Raw genomic sequence first — 24,806 nt, 5'->3', positions numbered from 1 at the left:
GCCCAGCGGGCTGTGGTGAGCTGACCGGAGGAGCCGTGTGCCGCCCCTCAGACGGTCGCAGGGGTCTGGGAGGAGACCGCCGGTTGGCGGGGGCGGAGCCGCTCGGTGGCTTCGGTGAGGTCGGTGATGAACGTGTCCGCGAGCTGGGCGGTGAGTCCGGTGCGGACGACGAGGCGGAGGACGGAGATGTCCTGGCACGGGGTGGGCAGCGCGTAGGCGGGCAGGTGCCAGCCCCGTGTGCGCATGGCGTGGGAGACGTCGTGGACGGTGAAGCCGTGGGTGCCGGGTGCGAGGCGGAAGGCGAAGGCGGGGAGCTGGGATCCGTCGGTGACGAGTTCGTACGGCGGGATGGCACGGACACGGGCGGCGAGGGCGTGCGCTGCCGTGCGGCTGCGGAGGGCGAGGTGGTGCAGGCCCTCGAAGCCGTAGCGCAGGAAGGTGTAGTACTGCGCGGCGACGTGGGCACCCGGGCGGGAGAAGTTGAGTGTGAAGCTGGGGGAGCGGCCGCCGAGGTAGTCGATGTCGAAGACGAGGTCGTCGGGGAGGGCTTGGGTGTCGCGCCACAGGGCCCAGCCCAGACCGGGGAAGACGTGCCCGTACTTGTGGCCCGAGGTGTTGATGGAGGCGACGCGTTCGAGCTGGAAGTCCCACATGAGGCCGGGGTCGAGGAAGGGGGCCACCATGGCGCCGGAGGCACCGTCGACGTGGACGGGGATGTCGGTGCCCGTGGCGGCCTGGTAGCCGTCCAGGGCCATGCAGATGTCGGCGACGGGCTCGTAGGAGCCGTCGTAGGTCGAGCCGAGGACGGTGACGACACCGATCGTGTTGTCGTCGCAGTAGGCGGTGAGGGTGTCGGGGGTGAGGTGGTAGCGGCCCGGTTCCACGGGGACGTAGCGCGGTTCGACCTCGAAGTAGTTGGCGAACTTCTTCCAGCAGACCTGGACGTTGGCGCCCATCACCAGGTTGGGGCGGGCGGTGTCCTTGCCCTGTGCGCGCCGGCGCTGCTGCCAGCGGCGTTTGAGGGCGAGGCCGCCGAGCAGGGCGGCCTCGCTGGAGCCGGTGGTGGAGCAGCCGCGGACCTGTTCGGGGTGCGGTGCGTGCCACAGCCGGGCGAGCATCCGTACGCAGCGTTCTTCCATGGCGGTGATCTGGGGATACTCGGCGCGGTCGGCGAGATTCTTCTCGGCGGTGTCGGCCATCAGCCGACGTGCCTGCGGCTCCATCCAGGTGGTCGCGAAGGTGGCGAGGTTGAGCTGTGGGTTGCCGTCGAGTGCGAGTTCGTCGCGGAGCCGCTGCAGTACCAGGTCGGGTGCGGACGCCGAGTGCGGCAGTTCGTCGACGGCCGGGTACGGGTCGGCGGCGGCGGGCGGGGTGAGGGTGTCGAACGCGGTCGCGGAGATGACGTCGGTATCCGGGATGGGCATGTGTGCCTCGGTGCTTTCTGGTCCGTGTGGCCCCCGTGCGCTTTCGACGCTAGATCGCCGCGCGGTCCGACATGTGTGCCGATTACACCGATCCAGCGATCGATTTGCGCACCGATGAACTGAATTTTCCCTTGCGTATACGGGCGGATGGGGTCGGCAGGGGATTACGGGCGGCGGGGCTGCGCCGAGGCGGGGCGCGGCCCCCCGCGGTGCCGGTGGGGTGTCGGACGGTCAGTCCGCGGGGCCGTGCCGGGCGACGGTCTGCTGCATGGCGTTGTCGAGGTGGGTGATGACGGCCGGTACGTCGTTGTTCTCGGTGTGGCGGATGACCTCCAGGGCGGGGCGGAGGAGGCCGCCCGGTCGTGTGATGAGCCGCGCGAGCACGGTGGCACGGACGTCGAGGCGTTCGATGGTGGCGGCGCGTCCGGTGTCGTCCTGGCCGGCGAGGAGAAGGGCGTTGTGCCAGGCCTCCTGGCGGGACTGGCGGATGCTGAAGTCGAGGATCTGTTCGTCGGTGCGTCCTCCGGCCCGGTCGAGGAGGGACATGAACGGGGACAGTGCGTCGACCGAGTCCTGCACGGCCAGGACGACGCGCGCGAGGATGTCGTTGATCAGCTGGAAGTCGTGGTGCAGTGCGTGGATGTCGCTGCCCGGGCTGGTCCGGGCTGCGGCGACGGCGAGGTCGAGGTTGATGTGCGCGTTCACGCCGAGGAGCAGGTGCTGGACGATGATGGTGTCGGCGTCGTCGAGGAGCCCGAAGGTCTCGCGCCAGCAGCGCGGTCCGCTGCGGTCGCGCCGCCAGGCGTCGTACGCGTCGAAGTAGCGGTTGCCGAAGAGCGTGTCGAAGCGGTCCATCCGGGCGCCGTCCTCGAACAGCCCGCTGTGGATGGCGGTGCGGATCTCGACGGTCACCTGCCGGTAGAGGGCCGCGAAGTATCCCGCCCGGTCGCCGGCGCGGCCGGCTTCCCGCACGATCCCGGCGAGCCCGTCCACGACATCGTCGATGTTCTGTGCCGTCATGTCCCTTTCCCCTCCCGTGGTGTGGATGTCCGGCCCGCACACGGTGTGCTGTGGGTGCGCGGGTGGCAGCCCTGTCCTACCACCGTGCACCGGGTGGAGATCCCTCCGTGCGGGAAACGGGACACGGGCCCCACGGACGTGCCGCCACGGCCGGGGCGCATCCGGTGCCGGGGGCCGGCGCGGGGCCGGCCGCACTCGGCTACGCTGACCCCGGAGGTGCCAAGTGGCCGAGGGCGCACCGCAGTTGGACGAGACGCAGGAATCCGCCACCGTCGTGGTGATCGGCGCGGGCCCGTCCGGGCTGACCGTCGCGAGTCTGCTGCGCAGGTGCGGTGTCGACTGCGTCGTCCTCGAACGCCGCAGCCGCGAGCATGTGGCGCAGCGGCAGCGGGCCGGCATCGTGGAGGCCCGCGCCGTGCGGATGTTCGAGTCCTGGGGGCTGGCCGACCTGGTGCTGGGCGGCCCGCCGCACGACGGCATCCTGGAGTTCCGGGTGGACGGCGAGAGCCACCTCGTCGACGACAGCGACGGCTCGGAAGGCCCCGGCGCACGCCTGTGCCCCCAGCAGGTCCTCGTGCAGAAGCTCACCGCCGCCCACCTCGCCGACGGCGGCGACCTGCGCTACGAGGCGGCCGACGTCACCCTGCACGACCTGACCGGCGACCGCCCGACGGTCCGCTACCGCGCCGCCGACGGCACCCCGCACGCGATCACCTGCGCCTTCGTCGCCGGCTGCGACGGCGAGCACGGCGTCACCCGCACCGCCGTCCCCGACGGCCACCTCACCGCCCACCCCCTCGACTACGGCATCAGCTGGCTCACCGTCCTCGCCGACGCGCCGCCCCCCGCCCACCCCCTGCTCGCCGTCAGCCCCCAGGGCTTCGCGGCGCACTTCCCCCGCGGGCCGCACAGCAGCCGCTACTACCTCCAGTGCCCGCCCGACGACGACCCCGGCGCCTGGTCCGACGCCCGCATCTGGGACGCGCTGCGCACCCGGCTCGGCGATCCCGCCCTGGTCGCGGGCCCGGTCACCGACCGCGAGACCTTCCGGCTGCGCGGCCTCGTGAACGACCCCATGCAGTACGGCCGGCTGTTCCTCGTCGGGGACGCCGCGCACATCGTGTCCCCCATGGGCGGCAAGGGCATGAACCTCGCGCTGTACGACGCCGACCTCTTCGCCCGCGCCGTCCGCGACCACGTCCGCGACGGCGACGACACCGCCCTGCGCACCTACTCCGAGCGCTGCCTGCGACGCGTGTGGAGCGACCAGGAGTTCTCCCACTGGCTGACCCGGACGGTCCACGACGCGGGCGACGCCACCCACTGCGGCCCGTTCCTGCACCGTCTGGCCCGCGCCCGCCTCGACCGGCTCTTCTCCTCCCCGGCGGCCGGGCGGGCCTTCGCGGAACTCATGACCGGCCTGGACCCGGCCCAGGACCGCCCCGCCTCCACCGGCCGCTGACCACCGCCACGGGAACGCCCGGGCGCCGGCACGGCCGCTCCGTGATGCCCGTTTTGCGTGCAATACCCGACTGGTCCCTCCAGGTCAAGTCACGACCGCTCGGAACGTGACCCCGGGTCGCCCGCGGGGCCTACTTGAAGTGCGGGCCTCACCGGAACGGAAATCCCCAAGAGGATTTCCTCTTTCGCTGAAATCGCGACCCGTATATCGGCGATCGACAATCGACAGGAGAGAACTCATGACCCGTATTTCTCGCACCAGCAGCGGTATCCGTGCCAAGCGCCGAGGCTGTGGCCTCGCGGCACTGGCCGCCTCGGCCGCCCTGATCACCGGGGGCATCATCCTTCCGGCGTCCGCCGCGATGGCCGCCCCGATGCCGGCCCATGTCGTGAGCTTCGTCCAGGGCGGCGGCGCCGGCGGTGACGGAGGTGCCGGTGGCGGCGGCCTGATCGGCGGCGGCGGGGGCTCCGGCGGCTCCGGTGGCGGCAGCGTCCTGGGCGTCGGCGGCGACGGAGGCAGGGGCGGCAACGGAGGCAACGGCATCCTGTCCGGCGGTGGTGGCGGCGGCGGTGGCGGCGGCGGTGACGGTGTCATCGGCGGCAACGGCGGCGCCGGCGGGAACGGCGGCTCCGGCCTGTTCGGCGGCAGCGCCGGCAACGGCGGCTCCGGCGGCTCCGGCATCCTCAAGGGCGGCAACGGAGGCAAGGGCGGCAACGGCGGCTTCGGTATCTTCCAGGGCGGCAACGGCGGCAAGGGCGGCGCGGGCGGGCTCGGCGTCCTCTTCGGCGGCCAGGGCGGGGCCGGCGGGGCCGGTGGCGGCAGCATCTTCTGACCGTCCCGCCCCGGTGGGGGCGAAGGCCCGAGCGGCCTCCGCCCCCACCCCCCACCCCCCCCAGAATCACGATCTTGATCAAGGAAAACGGAGAACCCCCATGTCCAGAACTCGCTGGCAGCGTCCGCTCGTCCTGGCGGTGGCCTCGCTGGCCCTGGCCACCGGCACCGCGTGCGCCGCCCAGGCGGCACCGGGTGTCACCACGGGAACCAGCCTGACGGCCCCGGCCGCCGCGTCCCACTGCGGCCACGGCGGGGAAGGCGGGAAGGGTGGGGAAGGCGGGAAGGGCGGTGCGCCCGGTCGGCCGGGAGAACCCGGCAAGCCCGGCAAGCCCGGCAAGCCCGGCTGCTTCCGGTTCGACGACCTGCCCGACAAGCCCAGGTCGGAGCTCACGGGCCTGGACAAGGCGCGGATCGTGCTGACCGTGGAGTCCGGGCAGGCGAAGAAGTCCGAGGTCGTCAAGAAGTACAAGATCTCCGAGAAGGAGTTCGACACCTGGGACAAGCAGCTCCGCGACGGGGACTGGGCCGCGCTGCTGGGGCTGGATTCCCTCTTCGGCTCCTGAGGGAACTCCAGGGAAATTCCCAGGACGCCCCGGCCCGATGCGGGCCGGGGCGTTTCTGTCAAGCCCCGAGTTCCCGGACCGTGACGGCACGGCTCATGACCGGCTTTATTTGATACATCGGAAACCACACCACGGAAAACAGTTCTCTGGAAAGAGGAATGCCATGCGTATGCGTTCTTGGAAGGTCCGTCTCGGTCTCACGGCCTCGGCCGCCCTGACCGCCGGTGTCGCGGCCGGCGCGCTGGCACCGGCCGCGATGGCGGCGCCGGTACCGCAGAGCCGTACGGCCACGGCGGCCGCCCGGCAGCTTCCCGCCGACAGCGCCCGGCCCGGCGGCGGCTTCGGCCGGTTCGGGCCCATCAAGGGGGGCGACGGCAGTGTGCGGATCGGCGACCGGGTGTGTGCGGGCAACTGCAACGGAACCGTCAACGGGAGCAACGGCAGCCAGGGCGGGATCTGCGCCGGGCTGTGCAACGGCAGCGCCAACGGCGGCACCGGCACGACCGGCACGCCCGGCCGCGAGGGCGGCACCGGCGGCGCGGGCGGGATCTGCGCCGGGATCTGCGGCGGCAGCGCCGACGGCGGCACCGGCGGCACGGGCGGGGTCGCGGTCGGTACCGGCGACGGCGGCCGTGGCGGCACGGGCGGCCGCGGCGGGATCTGCCTCGGGAGCGGCTGCGAGAGCGGCGGGCGCGGCGGCATCGGAGGCACGGGCGGTGCCGGCTGACGGGCCGGGCCCTGACGGACCACGCCCTGACGGAACGGCGGCCTCCACCGCAACCCGCAGCGCTGACGAAGGAGCAGGTCGCAGCCCGGTGCCGGGATCCCGACCGCTCGAACTGCGCGGTCGGCGCCACCGGCTGTCACCGGCTGTCCGGAATCGACTGCTATTTTCGGTCAAAAGATCTCGATAATCGGTCAGGCGGCTTGCAGGTGGATGGGGGCTGGCAGAGCATCGGGATGCACCCGGCGGGGAGGCTGGGGGTCAGGGGAGGGGAATGGCCGAGGGCATTCGGTTCGTCGTGCTCGGGGCCGTGCAGGTATTACGGAACGGGACGGCGCTCCCCACCAGGTCTCCGCAGCAGCAGGCGCTGCTGGCCGCCCTGCTGCTCAGGTCCGGTCGGGCGGCCTCCGCCCACGAGCTGATCAGCGCGGTCTGGGGCGAGGAACCCCCGGACTCCGCCCTCTCCACCCTGCGCACCTACGCGTGGAGACTGCGTCAGGTCATGGAGGAGGACCGGGCCGCGCCCAAGCTTCTGGTGTCGCTGCGTGACGGCTATCAACTGACGGTCCCGCCCGCGTCGGTGGACGCGGTCCGCGCCGAGGAACTCGCCGCCGAAGCCCTGCGGGCACGCGACGCCGGCCGCGAGGCGGAGTGCGGCAGCCTGCTGAACGAGGCGCTCGCGCTCTGGCGGGGCGAACCTCTGACCGGTGTGCCGGGACCGTTCGCCGAACAACAGCGCTCCCGGCTCGGCGCGCTGCGGCTCACCCTGATGGAGCAGAGATTCGAGCACCGCCTCCGCGAGGGGCAGCACGGGCTGGTCATACCGGATCTCATCGCCTTCACGCACGAGCACCCGATGCAGGAGAGACCCTACGGCTTCCTGATGCGAGCGCTCTACGCCGCCGGACGCCAGGCCGAGGCACTGGCGGTCTTCGGCAGGGCACGCCAGGTACTCGCCGAGGAACTGGGCATCGACCCCGGCCCGGAGCTGACCGGCCTGCACGCCCAGGTCCTCGCGGGCGATCCGCAGTTGATGGGGCCCGCGGGGGGCCGGGCCACGGACACCGCCAGGCCGTCGGCGACGGTCATGCGGGCCGCACCCGTGGCCGATGGATCCACCGAGCGCCGCGAACGCCCCGAACCCGCCGATCCCGTCGAACCGGCCGAGGCGCCCGCCCCATCCCTGCGGCCGGCCCAGTTACCCGCCGACGCGGCCGACTTCACCGGACGGACGACCGAGGTCGAGGCACTGTGCAGCGCCCTCACCGACCCCACCCGGGTGGCCCTGCCCGTCGTCTCCATCAGCGGCATGGGCGGCATCGGCAAGAGCACCCTCGCCCTCCGCGGCGCGCACCGGGCCAAACCCGACTTCCCCGGCGGGCAGCTCTACGCCGACCTGCACGGCAACGGCCTGGAACCCGCCGACCCGGCCACCGTCCTGGGCAGCTTCCTCGCCGCGCTCGGGACCCCCGGACACAGCCTGCCCGCGGCCACCGAGGACCGCGCCCGCCTCTTCCGTACGACGCTCGACGGCCGTCGCATCCTGCTCATGCTGGACAACGCCCGCGACCCCGCCCAGGTGAGACCGCTGCTGCCCGGCTCGGCCGACTGCGGGGTGATCATCACCAGCCGGGGCCGGCTCAGCGGACTGCCCACCATCCTCCAGACCGATCTCGACGTCTTCGACACCGACGAGGCACTAGCCCTGCTCCGCTCCATCGCCGGTGCGGGGCGGGTCGCCGAGGAACCCGGGGCCGCCGCCGAGCTGGTGGCCCTGTGCGGACACCTGCCGCTCGCCGTGCGGATCGTGGCGTCACGGCTCGCCGCCCGCCCCCGGTGGCGGATCGAGGCCATGACCGCCCGGCTCACCGACGAGCGACTGCGCATCGGAGAACTGCGCGCGGGAGACCTGGGCGTGGCCGCGGCCTTCGAACTCGGCTACCGCCAGCTCACGGACGACCAGGCCCGGGCCTTCCGGCTGCTCGCCCCGCTCGCCCGGCCCGGCATCGGCATCGAGGCCGCCGCGGTGGTGCTCGAACTCGACGAGTACGAGGCCGAGGACCTGCTGGAATCGGTCGTCGACGCGGCCATGCTGGAGGCACCGCTGCCCGGCCGGTACCGCTATCACGACCTGCTCCGGTCCTTCGCGCTGCAGCTGACCGCCCCCGCCGCGGCACACCGCACCGGCGAGCCGTCCGACACGGCGGGGGCCGAGGGCACCGCCGCCCTGGGCCGGCTCCTCGACCATCTGCTCGGTGTGGCCTGTTCGGCGTTCCAGAGCATGGTGCCCGGCGATCCCGTCGGCGCCATCCTCGGCGGCGGCGCCACGCCCGGACACCGGTTCGGCACCCTGGCCGACGCCCGCGCCTGGGTGACCTCGGAGTTCGACTGCACCACGAACGCGGTGACCGCGGCCGCCAGGCTCGCGCTCGGCGGCGACACCCCCATGCTGCGCAAGGCCGCCGACCTGCTGGTCGCGATCACCCCCTTCGGACGGGACATCCCGTACGCGCAACTGGCCACCGCGGCACGGATGGTGGCCGAGGCCGCCGCACTGCGGGGCGACGACCAGGCCGAGGGCCGGGCCCGGTTCGTGTGCGGCAACGCCGCGCTGCAGAACACCCAGCTCGCCGAGGCCGAGTCGCAGACCCGGCTGGCCACCGAGGCCTGCCGGCGGGCCGGCGACACCGTCATCCTCCGGCAGATCCTCAACGACCGCGGTCTGATAGCCCAGTTCCAGCACCGGTACGCCGACGCCGTGGACTCCTACGACCGGGCCATCGAACTGGCCAGGGAACTCGGCCACCGCTCGGGCGAGTTGGTGACCCGGCTGAACGCCGCCCAGGCACGCCTGCGCAGCGGCCGCGCGCCGGAGGCCGTCAGCATGTGCGAGGAGGTCCTTGCCGAACTGCGGGACGTCGCGGACCCGCACGGCACCTCCTACGCGTGGTACGTCCACGGCATGGCACTGCACGAACTCGACCGCCACCTGGACGCCGTCACCAGCTACACCAGGTGCCTGGAGACCTGCACGGCGTTCCGCATCCGGGGCCGCGAGGCACAGGCCAGGTCCCGGCTCGCGGCCACCTGGCGGGTCATGGGGAAACCGGACCTCGCCCTGTCCGAGGGAGAGGCGGCCCTGGCCCTGTGCGAGGAACTCGGCGCCGAGCGCGAGAAGGGCAACGCCCTGCTGGTCCTCGGCCGGGCGCTCGCCGACCTCGGCGACAACCCGGCGGCGCTGTCCCGGGCACGGCAGGCGGTCGCCGTCTTCACCCGCCTGGGACTGCCCGACGCCGACGAGGCGGAGCAGCTGGCGGCAAAGCTGCCGGACGCGCCACCAGGCCCCTGAGACCGTGAACCCCCTTACACAGGTGGCCCGTTGAACGAGTGAGCGGCCCAGCCGAAGGTCGGCTGAGCCGCTCACCCGTACGGGCGGGCCGTCCGGGGTCAGCCCGTGCTGTTCCACTCCTCCGGGGTTCCGCCGTCGGCCAGCACGGTCGTGGAGTGGGCCGGCTTCGGGACGTCCGGGTGCGTGCCCACCGACACCGCCGTGGTCAGCGCGGCGGCACAGCAGCCCACGGTGGCGATCAGGAGCGCGGCCTTACGCGGGACCAGGGACTTCGGGAGTGCCTTCATCAGGTGCCGTCCGCCTTCGGGATCGGGCCCAGGAGCTGGGTCTCGGGTACCGGGAGGAGCCCGGTGAGGCCGTGTGCCTCGTTCTGGTCCAAGACTGCCGATGGCCGATCTACACAGGATGGAGGCCCGATCACCACCGTGCCCCCGCGGCCGAGGACGGCTGATGATCCCCCGTATATCCGTTCCCACCACCATCCATTCCAGGCGGAGACCGGACCCGGCCTCGGCCCGATCGTCGGTGTGGTGATGTGAAGGGAAGACGGCATGGATGGTGGTCAGCCGGTGTCCGGCTTCGGCGAACTGCTCAGATCCCAGCGTGAACGCGCCGGAATGACCCAGCAGTGCCTGGCCGATCACGCCACGCTGAGCGTGCGTGCGGTACGGGACATGGAGGCCGGCCGGGTCAGGAGGCCCCGGCACGAGACCGTACGGCTGGTCGCCGACGCGCTGCGGCTGACCGGTCGCGCACGCTCCGCCTTCGAGGCGTCGGCACGCCGGCAGGCGCCCGCCGAGGAGCCCACGGCCCCGCCCGCCCCGCGCACCGCGATCGTCGGGCGTGAACGGGAGACCGCGACGCTCGCCCGCTGCCTCACCGGAGGCGGCGACCGACTGGTGTCCGTCGTCGGCCTGGGCGGGGTGGGCAAGACCCGGCTGGCCCTGGAGGCGGCCTGGCACACGCACCGCTCCGAGCGCTGGCCGGTGCACTGGGTCTCCCGCGGCGACCGGTCGTCCCTCGCCGCGCCGGCCGGCGGCACCGGCCTGCTGGAAGCCGTCGGCGACCGGCCCGCGCTGCTGGTGCTGGACGGAGCCGACGACGGGCTGGACCACACCCTGCTGGACCGCGTCCTCCACCGCCGCCCGGGCCTGCGGGTCCTGGTCACCACCCGGTCGCCGCTGTCCCTCGACGGCGAACAGGTCGTCCCGCTGGCCCCGTTGGACACCCCCGGCCCGGACACGGCACCGAGCGACCTGGCGGACGTGCCCGCCGTCCGGCTCATGCTGGCCCACATGAGGCGGCTCCGCCCCGGCCTCACCCTGGACCCGTCCGACACCCTGGCCATCGCCGGACTCTGCGCCCACCTCGACGGACTGCCCCGCGCACTGGAGTACGCGGCCGGCTGGACGCTCCTCGAATCCCCGGGCCGGCTGACCGAACGGCTCTCCGCCGCCCCGTTCGGGCTGTCCGCCCCACCGGTGACGCACTGCGAACGCGGGGACGTGCGCGAGGCCCTGGACGAGGCCCTGCGCTCGCTGACCGCCGATCAGCTGGCCTTCGTACGACTGCTGTCGGAGTCGGCGTCCGACTGGTCCCTGGACGAGGCCGCGGCGGCCGCTGGTGACAGCGCACAGCGCTGTCACCAGTCCCTCCACGAACTCCTCTGCCGCGGCCTGCTCCGCCTGATCCCGGACCGCAACAGCGCCCGGTTCGCCGTACTCAACCTCGTCCGCACCGTCTGCCGCGAGCAGTACGGCACCCCGGGCCTGGCGCCGATGCCCGGTGAGCCCCTGCCCCGCACCCCGTTCCCGGCGGCGCTGGTCTCCTGACCCGCCACGAGCCCCCGCACCCCGCCGCTCACCGCTCCGCCGTTCCCCCCCCACCTCCCCATCCCTACTGAACCAACGAGGAATCTCCGTGGAACTGGGAAAGGCCGAGCGCGTCGGCCTGGACGTCGTCGTCTCGACCATGGCGTCGGACGCACACACCTGGAATCTGGTCTTCCTGCAACTGCTGCTGGAAGAGCTCGGCCACCGCGTCACCAATCTGGGCGCCTGCGTCCCGGACGCCGAACTGATCGCCGAGTGCCGGCGACTGGCCCCCGACCTGATCGTCCTCAGCAGCGTCAACGGACACGGGTTCATCGACGCCCAGCGGGTCGTCCCCGGCCTGCGCGCCTGTCCCGAACTGCTGCGCACCCAGCTGGTGATCGGCGGCAAGCTCGGCATCACGGGCGCCGACGACGGGTCGGTCGCGCGGACCCTGCGGGCGGCCGGCTTCGACAAGGTCTTCGAGGAGAGCGCGTCCGCCGACGAGTTGCGCTCGTTCGTCCGCGCCCTGTCCCGGGCGGTGCCGGTATGACTGCCGGACCGGCCTCACCGCCGGTGCCGTTCGGGCGCTTCGTGACCCAGGCACAGGCCCGGGGCCGCCTGGTGGTCCAGCCGCGGATGGGAATGAGCCGGACCGACCGGATGCGGGACGGCCTGCGGGCCACCCGCGGCGCGGCGGCCACCACGGTCGGCACCATCACCGTGGACAGCTACACGAGGACCGGCGACGCCGTGGCCGCGCGGCGGGCCGTCGCCCGGGGCGTGGCGCTCAACGGCTACCCGATCACCACCTACGACCCGGCCGTGACCCGGCAGGTGCTGCGCGGTGTCGCCGACGACGCGTTCCCGGTGCAGGTCCGGCACGGCTCGGCCCGCCCCGAGAAGATCGTGACCGCGCTGCTGGCCGCCGGACTGGACGCCACCGAAGGCGGGCCCGTCTCGTACTGCCTGCCCTACAGCCGGGTCCCGCTCAACGTGGCCGTGGCCGCCTGGGAACGAAGCTGCGCGCTGCTCGCCGAGGCCCAGCAGACCGGCGCGCGCCCCCATCTGGAGACGTTCGGCGGCTGCATGATGGGCCAGCTCTGCCCGCCCGGCCTGCTGATCGCGCTCAGCGTGCTGGAGGCCCTCTTCTTCCGGCAGCACGGACTGCGCAGCGTCTCCCTCAGCTACGCACAGCAGGCCAACGCCCGCCAGGACGAGGAGTCGGTCACCGCGCTGTCCCGGCTCGCCGCCCGGCTTCTGCCCGACGTCGAATGGCACATCGTCGTCTACGCGCACATGGGGATGTACCCGCTGACCCCCGAAGGGGCGCGGCTGCTGCTGCGGGAGGCGGCCCGGCTGGCGGTCCGCACCGGCGCGGCCCGGCTGATCGTGAAGACGACCGCCGAGGCGCACCGCATCCCCACCGTCGCGGAGAACGTGACGGCGTTGGAGACGGCCGCGGCGGCGGCCGCCGCGGAAGCCTGCGCGCCGAGGCCGCCCGGCGTCCCGGACACCGGGATCCACGCGGAGGCGAGCGCCCTGATCGACGCCGTCCTCGACCTCGACCGGGACATCGGCCGCGCCCTGGTGACCGCCTTCGCCCGCGGCTATCTGGACGTGCCGTTCTGCCTCCACCCCGACAACGCCGGACGCGCCCGCAGCGGCCTGGACGCCGACGGCCGCCTGTACTGGTCCGCCGCCGGAGCGATGCCGCTGCCCGGCAGGCCCGAACGGGGCCGGGCTCCGATCCTCGGCTCGGACGGCCTGATGGCCGCCCTGTCGTACGTACAGCGGACCTTCGACCGGCGCGCCCGGACCGAAACCGTCCGGTGCCCGTCCCACCCCGTCCACGCCCACACCACCGACAGATGGGATCAGCAGCCATGAGCCACGACACGCCCCAGTCACCGCCGTCCGCGCCCGACCCGCGGGCACACCTCTCGTCCCCGGCCACCCGCAGCACCCTGCGCATCCAGAACCAACTGATCGCGGCCGCCCGCGCGTACCTGACGTCGGCCGGGTTCACCGAGATGCTGCCGCCGGTCATCGGGCCGGTCACCGACCCGGGCAGCCGCGGCTCCAAACAGGTGGACATCGACTTCTACGGCCACCGCTACAAGCTCATGACCAGCGCCATCCTCTACAAGCAGGCCTCCCTGCTGGCCTTCGACAAGATCTTCTGCATCGCCCCCAACGTCCGTCTGGAGCCGCTGGAGACCACCGACACCCACCGGCACCTCGCGGAGTTCCACCAGCTGGACGTGGAGGTGGCCGGCGCGGACCGGGAGCGGATCACCGGACTCCTCGAAGACCTCGTCGTCCACATGGTCCGCGCCACCCGTGACGCGCTGCCCGCCGACTTCGAACTCCTCGGCCGGGACGTCGACGCCTTCACCGAGCTGCTGCGCGGGTCGTTCGGCCGGCTCACACACGCCGACGCGGTCGCCGAACTGCGGGCCGTCGGACACGACCAGAACCCGGACGCCGAGATCGACTGGGCGGGCGAGGCACTGCTGTCGTCGAAGGCCGCACGCCCGTTCTTCGTCACCGACTACCCGAAGGGATCCCGCGGCTTCTACGACCGCGAGTCGCGCACCGAGCCCGGTGTGCTGCGCAACTTCGACCTCATCGCCCCCGAGGGCTACGGCGAGCTGTGCAGCGGCAGCGAGCGGACCAACGACTACGCGCAGATCGTCACCCGGATGCGGGAGACCGGCGAGAACCCGCAGAAGTACCGCTGGTACCTCGACCTGGTGCGCGAGGGCGTCCCCGCCAGCGCCGGCTTCGGCATCGGCGTCGAGCGGCTGACCCGGTACGTCGCCGGCCGGGACGCGGTCTGGCAGGCCAACGCCTTCCCCAAGCTGCCCGGGGTGGTCTCGCCGTGAACCCGAGCCCCGTCGCCCCCGCCTTCCCCGAGGCCGAGGTCCGCCGCCGGGCCCGGTCGGGAGCCGCGGCCGCGTTCCCGGCCGCCGAGGACTACGGGCACGTGCTCTTCGGCGCAGGCGCAGGCGTAGGCGCCAGCGCCGCCACCGGTCCGGAGGACGGCCTGGACCGGATGCGTCTCGTCCCGCCCGTCTTCATGGCGGGGCGGCTTAAGAAACTGATCGAACTGGGCCGCGAGCCGATGTACGACGACGTCGAACTCACCACGCGCATCGGCGGCTTCACCGCCGCACTGCCCGTGTACGTGTCGGCGCTGGGCTCCACCCGGGCCGCCGGCGGCGACCCCGGCCTCGCGCTCAGCCGCCAGGCCGGCCGCCTCGGACTGCCCATGGTCATCGGCGAGAACGTCGTCCCGGTGCACGGCTACGGCCGCCTGGACGGACCGGCCGGACCCGGCGGCCCGGCCGGCGGCGTTTCGACCACCCTGCTCTGCCGGCTCCGCGCCTACACCGGTGAACTGGCCGACGGGCTGGGCGGAGTGGCCGTGCAGCAGAGCACCGAGGACGCCGACGCCGAGGTCTGGAACCTCGTCTACAGCGACCCCACCGCCCGGCCCCTGCTGGACTCCGGACGGCTCGCCTTCGAGCTCAAGACGGGGCAGGGCGCCAAGCCCGGGCTCGGCGGGATGACCGTCCTCGACACGGCTGCGGCAGCACGGTTCGGCGACCGCTACGGCCTGGACACGGCGGCCCTCGGCGAGCGGCACGTGCTGCGCTCCAGCAGCCCCGGCACGTTCACGGCGGAGATCCTCCGCCAGCAGATCCGCCTGATGCGCAACAACTTCCCCCGGGCCCGGGTCTGGGTCAAGCTCCACCCCGGCCGCGATGTCGCCGAGGCGGCGCGGGTGGCCGTGGACGCGGGCGCGGACGCGGTGACGGTGGACGGCGCCGAAGGCGGCACCGGCTGGGCGCCCGTCGCGTTCACCGGGCAGGTCGGGCTGCCGCTCGCCGCCTGCCTGCGGCGCCTGGCCGCCGACCCGCCGCCCTGCCTGCTGGTGTCCGGCCGGATGTGGGAGGGCGCCCGCGCCGTCAAGAGCCTGGCGCTCGGCGCACGGGCCGTCGGGCTGGGCCGGGCCGCGCTGCTGTCCGTCGCGGAGGACCCGGGCCAGGGGCTGATCCGCTTCACGGAATGCCTCGCCATGGAAATGCGGCTGCTGATCAGCGCCTTGGGAAAATACGCCCCGGACGCGCTCGACGAGCAGGACGTCTGGTCCCCGGACGGCAATTGACCGCGCCGTCGAAATTGCCGTTCTTCTTCCTCTCCATCTGCCCGTCCACCGGATGAGCGCGGCCTAGCGTTTCTCGCGTCGCCCATTCTGCGGGCCATTCCATCATCGGGGTGAACCCATGTCCTCACGCGGTATTCCCTTCGCATTCGCGGCGGCCGTACGCCGCCATTCCGACCGGCCCGCCGTGCGCGCCGCGGGCCGGACCCTCACCTACGCCGAACTCGACGGGCTGACCGGTGCCCTGGCGGCGGGCATCGCCCCGGGCCAGGTCGTCGCGGTCTCCGGCCGGGACCGTCTCGACCACGTGACCGGGCTGCTGGCCGTGCTGCGGGCCGGCGGGATCCACCTGCCGGTCGACGCCGACGCCCCGGCCAAGCGCACCGAGTTCATCGTCCGGGACGCCGGGGCGACGGCCTTCCTGACCGACGGTGAACTCACCGCCGGGGCCGCGGGGTCCGGCACGGCCGGCGGCTCCGGCTACCTCGTCCACACCTCGGGCACCACCGGCCGCCCCAAGGGTGTCCACGTCGCCGCGTCCGTGCTGGCGGAGCACATCGAGGCGGCCACCGCCCGGTTCGGCATCACCCACCGGGACGTCGTCCTGCACCTGGCGCGGCCGTCCGTGGACGTGGCGGTCGAACAGGTCCTGACGGCTCTGACGACCGGCGCCTGCCTGGTCGTACCGGAGCGGGGGCTCCTGGCTGCCGGTGAACTGCTCGCCCTGCTGGCTGCGGAGGAGGTCACGGTCGCCAACCTGTCCGCCGGCTACTTCCAGGAGGTCGTCGCCGCCCTGCGGGCCGGCGCCCGCGTCCCCGGGTCGCTGCGGCTGATGATCTCCGGCAGCGACCGGCTGTACCCGGAGACCGCGGCCGCCTGGACCGAACTCACCGACGGCGTCCCGCTGCTGAACGCGTACGGACCGACCGAGACGACGATCACCGCGACCGTCCAGGACGTCCGCGAGCCCGCGGACCCGGCCGACGGCGAGCGCCGCGTCCCCATCGGCGAGGCGCTCGGCGACCGCGCCCTGTACGTGCTGGACGACGCCCTGCGCCCGGTCCCCGACGGCACCGCCGGCGAACTCCACGTCGGCGGCCCGCTGTTGGCCTCCGGCTACTGGGGCCGCAGCGCGGCGACGGCCGAGCGCTTCGTCGCCGACCCGTTCTCGGCCGTGCCGGGTGCCCGCATGTACCGCACGGGCGACCTGGTGCGGCGGGCCTCCGGCGCCCTGGAGTTCGTCGGGCGCACCGACCACCAGGTGAAGATCCGCGGCTTCCGCGTCGAGCCCGGCGAGGTCGAACAGGCCCTGGCCGCCCACCCGTCGGTCGCCACCTGCGTGGTGACCGCCCACGAGGGCAGGCTCGCCGCCTACGCCACCACCACCGCGCCGGTGCCGCCGGAGTACCGAGAGATCCGCGCGTTCCTGGCGGACCGCCTGCCCGAACACATGGTCCCCGGCAGCCTCACCGTCCTGGACGCCTTCCCGCTCACCGCGGGCGGCAAGATCGACCGCACGGCCCTGCCGGACCCGGGCGCCGGGAACGCGTCGGTGCGGGACGGGTACGTCGCCCCGCGCACCGAGGCCGAGCGGCTGCTCGCAGGGGTGTGGTCCGACGTCCTGGGCGTGCCCGACGTCGGCGTCCACGACAACTTCTTCCACCTCGGCGGCGACTCGCTCACCGCGGTGCGCGTCGTCGGGCGGGTCGCGGACGTCTTCGGCGTGGTCTCCCCGTACGCGATCTTCGAGGCCCCGACGCTCGCCGAGTTCGCCGCCGTCGCCACCGCCCCCGAGGGCGAACGGCTCCCGGCCCTGACCCGGTCGGGGCGCACCGAGGCACCGCTGTCGGCGTACCAGCGCGGCCTGTGGTTCCTCGACCAGTGGAACCCGGGCTCGGCCACCTACAACGTGCCCTGGGTGTTCCGCTTCGCCACGGACCCCGACCTCGGCCTGCTGCACCGGGCCCTGGAGACCGTGGTCGCCCGGCACGAGAGCCTGCGCACCTGCTTCGTCCTCGACGACAACGGCCCCCGCCAGGTCGTGCGCGAGCGCGTCACCGTCCCGTTCACCGTCACCGAGGCCTCCCGCGAGCGGACCGGCGAGCTGATCGCGACGGCCGCCGTCGAACCGTTCGACCTGGAGACCGGACCGCTGCTGCGCGCCCACGTCCTGCGCGTGCCGGACGGCGGGACGGTGCTCCTCCTGGTCATGCACCACATCGTCTGGGACGAGGGCTCGCTGTCGGTCCTGGAGACCGAACTCAAGGAGGTCTACGAGGCGTTGCGGGCCGGGCGCCCGCACCGGCTGGCCGAACTCGACGCCCAGTACGCCGACTACAGCGCCTGGCAGTACGACGACGCCGTGGCCGCCGCCACCGAAACCCAGCTCGCCTACTGGGCCGAGCAGTTGGCGGACGTGCCGCAGACCACCGCGCTGCCCACCGACCGGCCCCGCCCCGAACTCCAGGCGTTCCGGGGCGCCCACCACAGCTTCACGATGCCGGACGCGATCGCGCGGGCGGTGCGCGAGCTGGCCCGCGAGGAGGACGCCACCCCGTTCATGGTGCTGCTCGCCGCCCTGGCGACCACGCTGCACCGGCGCTCGGGGGAGCGGGACATGGTCATCGGCTCCCCGGTGAACGTGCGCGGCCGGGCCGGAGCGGCCGGCCTGATCGGCTACTTCGTCAACCTGCTGCCGCTACGGCTGCGGGTCGACCCCGACCTGCCGTTCCGCGACCTCGTACGCCACGTCCGGGACGTCTCGGTGGGCGCCTACCGCAACCAGGACGCCTCCTTCGACACGATCGTCGACCGCACCGTCACCGACCCGCCGCGGGACCGCAACCCGCTCTGCCAGGTCCTGCTCGAACTCCACCCGCTGGACACCCGGCCGCTGGAGGTCGACGGCATCCCCGTCACCCGTGAGCTCCACATGCAGGGGGTCTCCCGGTTCGACCTGTCGGTCTCCGTCGACGACCTGGGCACCGGTTTCACCGGCCGCTTCGAGTACGACAGCGACCTGTTCGACCCGGAGACCATGGCGGCCCTCTGCGACAGCTGGCTGGGCGCCCTGGCCGCGGCCGTCGCCGCCCCCGCGCACACCCTGTTCGAGGCGGCCGCCGCCCGCACCCCGGACGCCACCGCCCTGATCGCCGGAGACGAGGAACTCACCTACGGACAGCTCAACGCACGGGCCAACCGGCTCGCCCACCACCTCGCCGCCCGGGGCGCCGGGCGCGGCACGGTCGTCGCGGTGCTCGTCGAACGCGGCCCCGACCTCGTCGTGGCCCTGCTCGCGGCACTGAAGACCGGCGCCGGATACACCCTGCTCGATCCCGACTTCCCGGCCGAACGGCTCGCCGGGGCCGCCGCTGACAGCGGCGCCGGACACCTGATCACCCACCGCGGACAGGAGGTCCCCTTCGCCTGGCAGGGCGCCCACATCGACCTGGACGCCGTCGCGGGCGAGCTGGCCCGCCACCCGGAGCACGACCCCGGGCTGCCCGTCACCGGCGACGACCTGGCCTGCGTGATGTTCACCTCCGGCTCGACCGGCCGTCCCAAGGGCGTCGCCGTGCCGCACCGCGCCCTGACCGGCACCTACGCGGGCCAGGACTACGCCCGGTTCGGCCCGGACGAGGTCTGGCTCCAGTGCTCACCCGTGTCCTGGGACGCCTTCGCCCTCGAGCTGTACGGCGCCCTGATGTTCGGCGGCACCTGTGTCCTGCAACCCGGGCAGCGGCCCGACCCGCAGACCGTCGCCGAACTCACCCGCCGCCACGGGGTCACCCAACTCCAGCTCTCCGCCAGCCTGTTCAACTTCCTCCTGGAGGAGTTCCCGGACACGTTCGCCGGACTGGGCACCGCCTTCACCGCCGGCGAGCGGGCCTCGGTGACCCATGTCGCCAAGGCGCTGGAGATGTTCCCCGGACTCCGGGTCGCCAACGGCTACGGCCCCGTCGAGAGCCTCGGCCTCACCACCTGCCACACCGTCCTGCCCGAGGACGTCACGACCGCCTCCATCCCCATCGGCCGTCCCCTGCACGGGAAGGACGTCCTCGTCCTCGACGAGGCCCTGCGGCCCGTCGGACCCGGCGTCACCGGCGAGCTCTACACCTCCGGTTGCGGCCTGGCCCTCGGCTACACGGGCCGGCCCGGCCTCACCGCCACCCGCTTCGTCGCCGATCCCGGCGGCTACGGGCAGCGGCTCTACCGGACCGGGGACCTCGGGCGCCGCACGGAGGACGGCACGCTGGAGATCACCGGCCGGGCCGACGACCAGGTCAAGATCAGAGGCTTCCGGGTCGAACCGGGCGAGATCGAGGACCTCCTCACCCGTCACCCGGACGTCCGGGAAGCCGTCGTCACGGTCTACGAACCCGCCCCCGGGGACCGGCGGCTCGCCGCCTACGTCACGACCGTCACCGCCGTCACCGACGGCTCCGCGACCGCCGACCCCGACGCCCTCCTCCGGTACCTGTCCGGGCGGCTCCCGGAGTACATGGTCCCGGCCACCGTCGACGTCCTCGACGCGCTGCCCCTGAACGCCAACGGCAAGGCCGACCGCCGCGCCCTGCCGGCCCCGGCCACCGCCACCGCTGGGGACGGAGCCGCCGCCCTGGTCGGCAGGGAACGCCTGGTGGCCGACGTGATGCGGGAGATCCTCGGCCTGGACGAGGTGGGCCGCCACGACAGCTTCTTCCGGATCGGCGGCAACTCCCTGTCGGCCGTACGCGTCGCGATGCGCCTGTCCCGGGAGACCGGCACCCGCGTCCCGCCGCACCTGGTGTTCCGGGCCAGGACCGTGCGCGCGATCGCCGAACTGCTGCCGGCCTGAGCACACGGCACACCGCGTGTCCGACACGCGCCCCGTGCCGGTTCCACGACGGACCGGCACCCCGCCCCGACAAGGAAGGCAGAAGGACAGTGAGTTCGCCCACGGACACGGCCCCGCCGCCGGTTCCCACCCCGCCGCCCGTCCCCACGCGGCCATCGGCCCCGGCACCCGCCAGAACCGCACCGCTCTCCGGCCTCCAGCGCGGCCTGTGGTTCCTGGACCGCTGGCACCCCGGGACGGCCACCTACAACACCCCCTGGGTCTTCGAGTTCACCGGCCCCCTCGACACCGCGCTCCTGGAGCGCTCCCTCAACACCGTCGTCGCCCGCCACGAGGCGCTGCGCACCACCTTCGCCCTGGGTCCGCAAGGCCCCCGCCAACTCGTCCACCCCGACCTCACGATCCCGCTGACCGTCGTCGACCTGCGGGACCTGCCGGCGGACGAGCGGGAACGGCAGGCCGGGCAGCGGCTCGCCGCCGAGGCGTCGGCCCCCTTCGACCTGGCCGCCGGACCGCTGCTGAGGGCGACGGCCCTGCTGCGGTCGGACACCGGGACCACGGTCGTCCTCGTCGTCCACCACATCGTCTGGGACGGCTGGTCGGCCGACGTCTTCGAGGCGGAACTGGCGGAGACCTACACCGCCCTGACGGAACGCCGCGAGCCCCGGTTGCCCCACCTGGCCGTCCAGTACGCCGACTACGCGACCGGGGAACAGAACCGCTCCTTCGAGGACCACCTGGCCTACTGGAAGGACCGGCTGGACGGCGCCCCCGGCCTGCTGGAGCTGCCCGCCGACCGGCCCCGCCCGGCGGAGCGCGGCCACCTCGGCCGCACCGAGCCCTTCGACCTGCCGGCCGGCACCGCGGCGCGGGTCCGCGCGCTGGCCGAGAGCGAGGGCGTGACGCCGTTCATCGTGCAACTGGCCGCCTTCGCGCTCCTGGTGAACCGCCACACCGGCGCCAAGGACATGGTGATCGGCACCCCGGTCACCACCCGCGACCGGCCGGAACTGGAGAACCTGGTCGGCTACTTCGTCAACCTGCTGCCGCTGCGCATCCGGCTCGGCGCCCGCACCACCTTCCGTGAACTCCTCGCCCACGTCTCGGACGTCGCCTTCGAGGCGTACGGCTACCTGGACGTGCCCTTCGACACCATCGTCGACCAGCTCGCCCCGGACCGCTCCGCCGCCCACCCGCCGCTCGTCCAGGTCGTCTTCGGCTCCCACACCGAGAACCGGGCGCCGCTGGCCTTCGGACCCGCCTCGGCCGACCGGCGGGTGCACGCCAACGGCACCAGCAAGTTCGACCTGACCTGGTCCGTCTACGACGACGGCGAGCTGCGCGGCGAGGTCGAGTTCAGCTCCGGCCTCTTCGACGCCGCGACGGTACGGCGGATGACCGACGACTGGCGGGCCCTGCTGGCCGCCGCCCTCGACGACACCGGCCGTACCGTGCGTGAACTGACCCGGGCGGCCGACCCGGAGCCACCCGCAGCCCCCGTCCGCATACCCGAAGGCCGCCTTCTGCACCGGCTGTTCGAGGACGCGGCCGACGCGCACCCCACCCGCACGGCCCTCACCTTCGGCAACCGGTCCCTGACCTACCCGGAACTGGACGAGCGGGCCAACCGGCTGGCCCACGCGCTCATCGCCCGCGGCGTCCGTCCCGGCGACCGGGTCGGCCTGCTCCTCGACCGCACGCACGAGATCCCCGTCTCGGTCCTCGGCGTGCTCAAGACCGGCGCGGCCTACGTACCGGTGGACCTGACCGCCCCCGCCGACCGGGCCGCGATGGTCTTCGGGGACACCGGGGTCCGGGTCGTCGTCACCGACCGGCCCGACCGCGTCCCGGCCGGCCCCTGGCAGCTGTTCGAACCCACCCTCCAGGAAGGAGAGTTGGCGTCCCTCCCGGCCACCCGCCCCGCCGTTGCGGCACGCCCCTCGGACACCGCGTACATCATCTTCACCTCGGGCTCCACCGGCCGGCCCAAGGGTGTCGCGGTCGCCCACGAACACGTCAGCCGCCTGATGGACGCCGGCGCCCGGCACTTCGCCTTCGGTCCCGACGAGGTGTGGACCCTCTTCCACAGCTACGCCTTCGACTGGACGGTCTGGGAGTTGTGGGGCGCCCTCCTGCACGGCGGACGGCTGGTCGTGGTGCCGTACCTGACCAGCCGCTCGCCCGAGGAGTTCACGGAACTGCTGGCCGCCGAGGGCGTCTCGTTCCTGTGCCTGACCCCGTCCGCGCTCCGCCAGCTCGAACTCGCCCTGCGGCAACGGCCGCGCGCCCTGCCCGCGCTGAAACAGATCATGCTCGGCGGGGAGGCCCTCGACCCCGCCGTGGTCCGGCGCTGGAACGCCCTCGACCCGCTGCCCCCGGCCCGGCTGTGCAACCTGTACGGGATCACCGAGACCACCGTCCACGTCACCACCCACGACCTCGGCCCCGCCGCCGACGACTTCGACCGCAGTCTGATCGGCACACCGATGCCGCACCTCGGCGCGATGGTCCTCGACGACTGGCTGCGACCCTGCCCGGTGGGCGTCCCCGGCGAGCTGTACATCGGCGGCGGCAGCCTCGCCCACGGCTACTGGGACCGGCCCGGCCTCACGTCCGGGCGCTTCGTCGCCGACCCCCACGCCTCCGCTCCCGGCGCCCGGATGTACCGCACCGGGGACGTGGCCAGACGGCTGCCCGACGGCGGCCTGGAGTACCTGGGGCGCGCAGACTTCCAGGTGAAGCTGCGCGGCTTCCGCATCGAACTCGGCGAGATCGAGAACGCCCTGGCCGCCCACCCCGACGTGGACACCTGTGTGGTCACCGTCCACCAGCAGCGGCTGGCGGCCTACGTCACCGGCCGCGAGCCGGCCGGGATGCGGGAGTTCCTGGCCCGTTCCCTGCCCGACTACATGATCCCGGCGACCGTCACCGTCCTGGACACCCTGCCGCTCACCGTCAACGGGAAGGTCGACCGCCGCGCCCTGCCCGACCCGAGCCCGCACGGCACCGCGCCCACCGGCTCCGCGGCCGGACACGTGGCCCCCCGCAACGACACCGAGCGGGACTTCGCCGCCGTCTGGTCGCGGGTCCTGGGCGTCTCCGGCATCGGTGCGCACGACGACTTCTTCCACCTCGGCGGCGACTCGATCCGCGCCGTGCAGCTCTCCGGAGAACTGCACGAGGCCGGCTGGACGGTCACCCTCCGGGACATCTTCAACGCGCCGACCATCGCCGCCCTGGCGCCACTGGCCCGCCCGGTGACCGGTGCGGACACCGCCGACGGCCCCTTCTCGCTGATCGACGCCGAGACCCGGGCCGAGCTCCCGGCCGGGGTCGTGGACGCGTACCCGATGGTGTCGATGCAGCTCAGCATGGTCTTCCACATGGAGATCGCAGGATCGACCGACAGCTACCACAACGTCAACAGCTACCGGATCAGCGCACCGCTCGACGAGACGGCGTTCCGCCGGGCCGTGACCGAGGCGATGACCCGCCACCCCGTCCTGCGGACCGGCCTGGACATCTCCGGCTACGCCGAACCCCTCCAACTCGTGCACGGCGACCTGGCACCCCCCGTCACCTTCGACGACCTGCGGCGGCTGGCCGCCCACGAGCAGGACGCGGCGATCACGACGGTCTTCGAACACCACCGCCGTACCCCCTTCGACCTGCTGGAACCGCCGCTGTTCCGGATCACCGTGCAGCGGCTCACCGACACCTCCTTCCAGCTCACCGTCTCCGAGCACCACGCTATCCTCGACGGCTGGAGCTTCACCTCGCTCCTCGCCGAACTCCTCGCCCGCCACACCGAGTTGTCGGCCCACCCGGAGAGCGCCCCCGCCGCTCCGCCGGGCTCCCGCTACCGGGACTTCGTGGCCGTCGAGCGGGAGGCCGCGGCCGATCCGGCGTCCCTCGCGTACTGGGGCGGCAAACTCGACGGCGTCAGCGGCGAGCTGTGGGACGGTGCCGGCGAGACCCACGAGCTGGCCCGCATCGTGGAGCGGGTGCTGTCCGAGGCCCCCGGCCAGTTGCGGCGCGTGGCCGACGCCACCGGCGTGCCCGTCAAGTCCGTGGCGCTCGCCGCCCACGTGCACGCGCTGGGGGCGATCACCGGCCGCCGCCGGATCACCACGGGCCTCGCGATGAACGGCCGCCTCGAACGGCGCGGCGGCACCGAGGTGTACGGGCTCTTCCTCAACACCGTTCCCCTGGTCGCCGCAACCGGCGCGGTCCGCGACGATCCGCTGGCGCTGGTGCGCGAGGTGCACCGCGAGGAGCTGGACATGATGCCGCACCGCCGGGTCCCGATCGCCCGGCTGGCCCGGCTGATGACCGGCACCCGGCTGGACAGCCAGTTCGGCTTCCTGCGCTTCCACGCCCTCGGACACCTCGGCGACGCGCGGATCGAGGACGACCGGATCGGCTGCGAACCCACGATGCGCCACGAACCCAACAGCTTCGCCTTCGGCGCCTCACTGATCCAGGACCCCGTCTCCGACCGTGTCCTGCTGGCCGTGGACCACCAGCGGTCCGTGGTGCCCGACGCGCTCGCCGAGGCCTACCTCGACGCCTACGAGACCGCGCTCCACGCGATGGACGTGGCCCTGTGAC

General features: G+C 73.4%; 15 protein-coding genes. 12 read left to right on the top strand and 3 right to left on the bottom strand.

Annotation, left to right across the window (positions count from 1 at the left end):
- Nucleotides 1–47: 47 nt before the first annotated feature.
- Entirely contained in the window at nt 48–1,424 is a 1,377-nt protein-coding gene (locus ABZ887_RS38975) for a glutamate decarboxylase (protein ID WP_361300767.1), read from the bottom strand.
- A 231-nt stretch (nt 1,425–1,655) separates the two neighbouring features.
- Nucleotides 1,656–2,444: a DUF5995 family protein gene (locus tag ABZ887_RS38970; protein ID WP_361300764.1), complete on the bottom strand. Its 789-nt coding sequence runs from the start codon at nt 2,442–2,444 to the stop codon at nt 1,656–1,658.
- 223 nt (nt 2,445–2,667) lie between these two features.
- Between ABZ887_RS38970 and ABZ887_RS38965 the strand changes: the two genes are divergently transcribed.
- The 5 genes from ABZ887_RS38965 (at nt 2,668) to ABZ887_RS38945 (ending at nt 9,376) form a co-directional block, all read left to right on the top strand.
- Complete coding sequence (locus ABZ887_RS38965) at nt 2,668–3,906, top strand: 4-hydroxybenzoate 3-monooxygenase (RefSeq protein WP_361300761.1); 1,239 nt, start codon at nt 2,668–2,670, stop codon at nt 3,904–3,906.
- Nucleotides 3,907–4,144: 238 nt separating this feature from the next.
- Complete coding sequence (locus ABZ887_RS38960; protein ID WP_361300758.1) at nt 4,145–4,738, top strand: hypothetical protein; 594 nt, start codon at nt 4,145–4,147, stop codon at nt 4,736–4,738.
- 100 nt (nt 4,739–4,838) lie between these two features.
- Nucleotides 4,839–5,303, top strand: a complete 465-nt coding sequence (locus ABZ887_RS38955; protein ID WP_361300755.1) for a DUF1153 domain-containing protein — start codon at nt 4,839–4,841, stop codon at nt 5,301–5,303.
- Between the two features lie 163 nt (nt 5,304–5,466).
- Nucleotides 5,467–6,030, top strand: a complete 564-nt coding sequence (locus ABZ887_RS38950; RefSeq protein ID WP_361300752.1) for a hypothetical protein — start codon at nt 5,467–5,469, stop codon at nt 6,028–6,030.
- 271 nt (nt 6,031–6,301) lie between these two features.
- Nucleotides 6,302–9,376 (top strand): BTAD domain-containing putative transcriptional regulator, encoded by a 3,075-nt coding sequence (locus tag ABZ887_RS38945; RefSeq protein WP_361300749.1) that lies wholly within the window; start codon nt 6,302–6,304, stop codon nt 9,374–9,376.
- Nucleotides 9,377–9,474: 98 nt separating this feature from the next.
- On the opposite strand, the gene ABZ887_RS38940 is transcribed toward ABZ887_RS38945, so the two are convergent.
- On the bottom strand, nt 9,475–9,663 hold the full coding sequence (locus tag ABZ887_RS38940; protein WP_361300746.1) for a hypothetical protein: 189 nt from the start codon (nt 9,661–9,663) through the stop codon (nt 9,475–9,477).
- Nucleotides 9,664–9,927: 264 nt separating this feature from the next.
- On the opposite strand from ABZ887_RS38940, the gene ABZ887_RS38935 reads away from it, so the two are divergent.
- The 7 genes from ABZ887_RS38935 to ABZ887_RS38905 all read left to right on the top strand — a co-directional run bounded on the left by ABZ887_RS38935 (nt 9,928) and on the right by ABZ887_RS38905 (nt 24,805).
- Nucleotides 9,928–11,208: a helix-turn-helix domain-containing protein gene (locus ABZ887_RS38935; protein ID WP_361300743.1), complete on the top strand. Its 1,281-nt coding sequence runs from the start codon at nt 9,928–9,930 to the stop codon at nt 11,206–11,208.
- Between the two features lie 88 nt (nt 11,209–11,296).
- A complete protein-coding gene (locus tag ABZ887_RS38930) occupies nt 11,297–11,740 on the top strand; it encodes a cobalamin-dependent protein (protein WP_361300740.1) in 444 nt (147 codons plus the stop codon).
- Nucleotides 11,737–13,077 carry a methylaspartate mutase gene (locus tag ABZ887_RS38925; RefSeq protein WP_361300737.1) on the top strand — a complete coding sequence of 447 codons (1,341 nt, stop codon included), beginning with the start codon at nt 11,737–11,739 and terminating at the stop codon, nt 13,075–13,077. The genes ABZ887_RS38930 and ABZ887_RS38925 overlap by 4 nt, the downstream gene beginning before the upstream one ends.
- Entirely contained in the window at nt 13,074–14,075 is a 1,002-nt protein-coding gene (locus ABZ887_RS38920; RefSeq protein WP_361300734.1) for an asparagine synthetase A, read from the top strand. Before ABZ887_RS38925 ends, ABZ887_RS38920 begins: the two co-directional genes overlap by 4 nt.
- On the top strand, nt 14,072–15,361 hold the full coding sequence (locus tag ABZ887_RS38915) for a glutamate synthase-related protein (protein ID WP_361300731.1): 1,290 nt from the start codon (nt 14,072–14,074) through the stop codon (nt 15,359–15,361). The genes ABZ887_RS38920 and ABZ887_RS38915 overlap by 4 nt, the downstream gene beginning before the upstream one ends.
- Before the next feature lie 118 nt (nt 15,362–15,479).
- Nucleotides 15,480–20,195, top strand: coding sequence for an amino acid adenylation domain-containing protein (locus ABZ887_RS38910; RefSeq protein WP_361300728.1), 4,716 nt, complete (start codon nt 15,480–15,482; stop codon nt 20,193–20,195).
- A gap of 89 nt (nt 20,196–20,284) precedes the next feature.
- The gene (locus ABZ887_RS38905; protein WP_361300725.1) at nt 20,285–24,805 is read left to right on the top strand and encodes an amino acid adenylation domain-containing protein; all 4,521 of its coding nucleotides are present in this window, start codon (nt 20,285–20,287) and stop codon (nt 24,803–24,805) included.
- Nucleotide 24,806 lies beyond the last annotated feature (1 nt).

This window comes from Streptomyces sp. NPDC047061, assembly GCF_040643955.1.
GTDB lineage: Bacteria > Actinomycetota > Actinomycetes > Streptomycetales > Streptomycetaceae > Streptomyces.
Note: the sequence above shows the minus strand (reverse complement) of the source record. Positions and strands in the feature narration are given on the sequence as shown.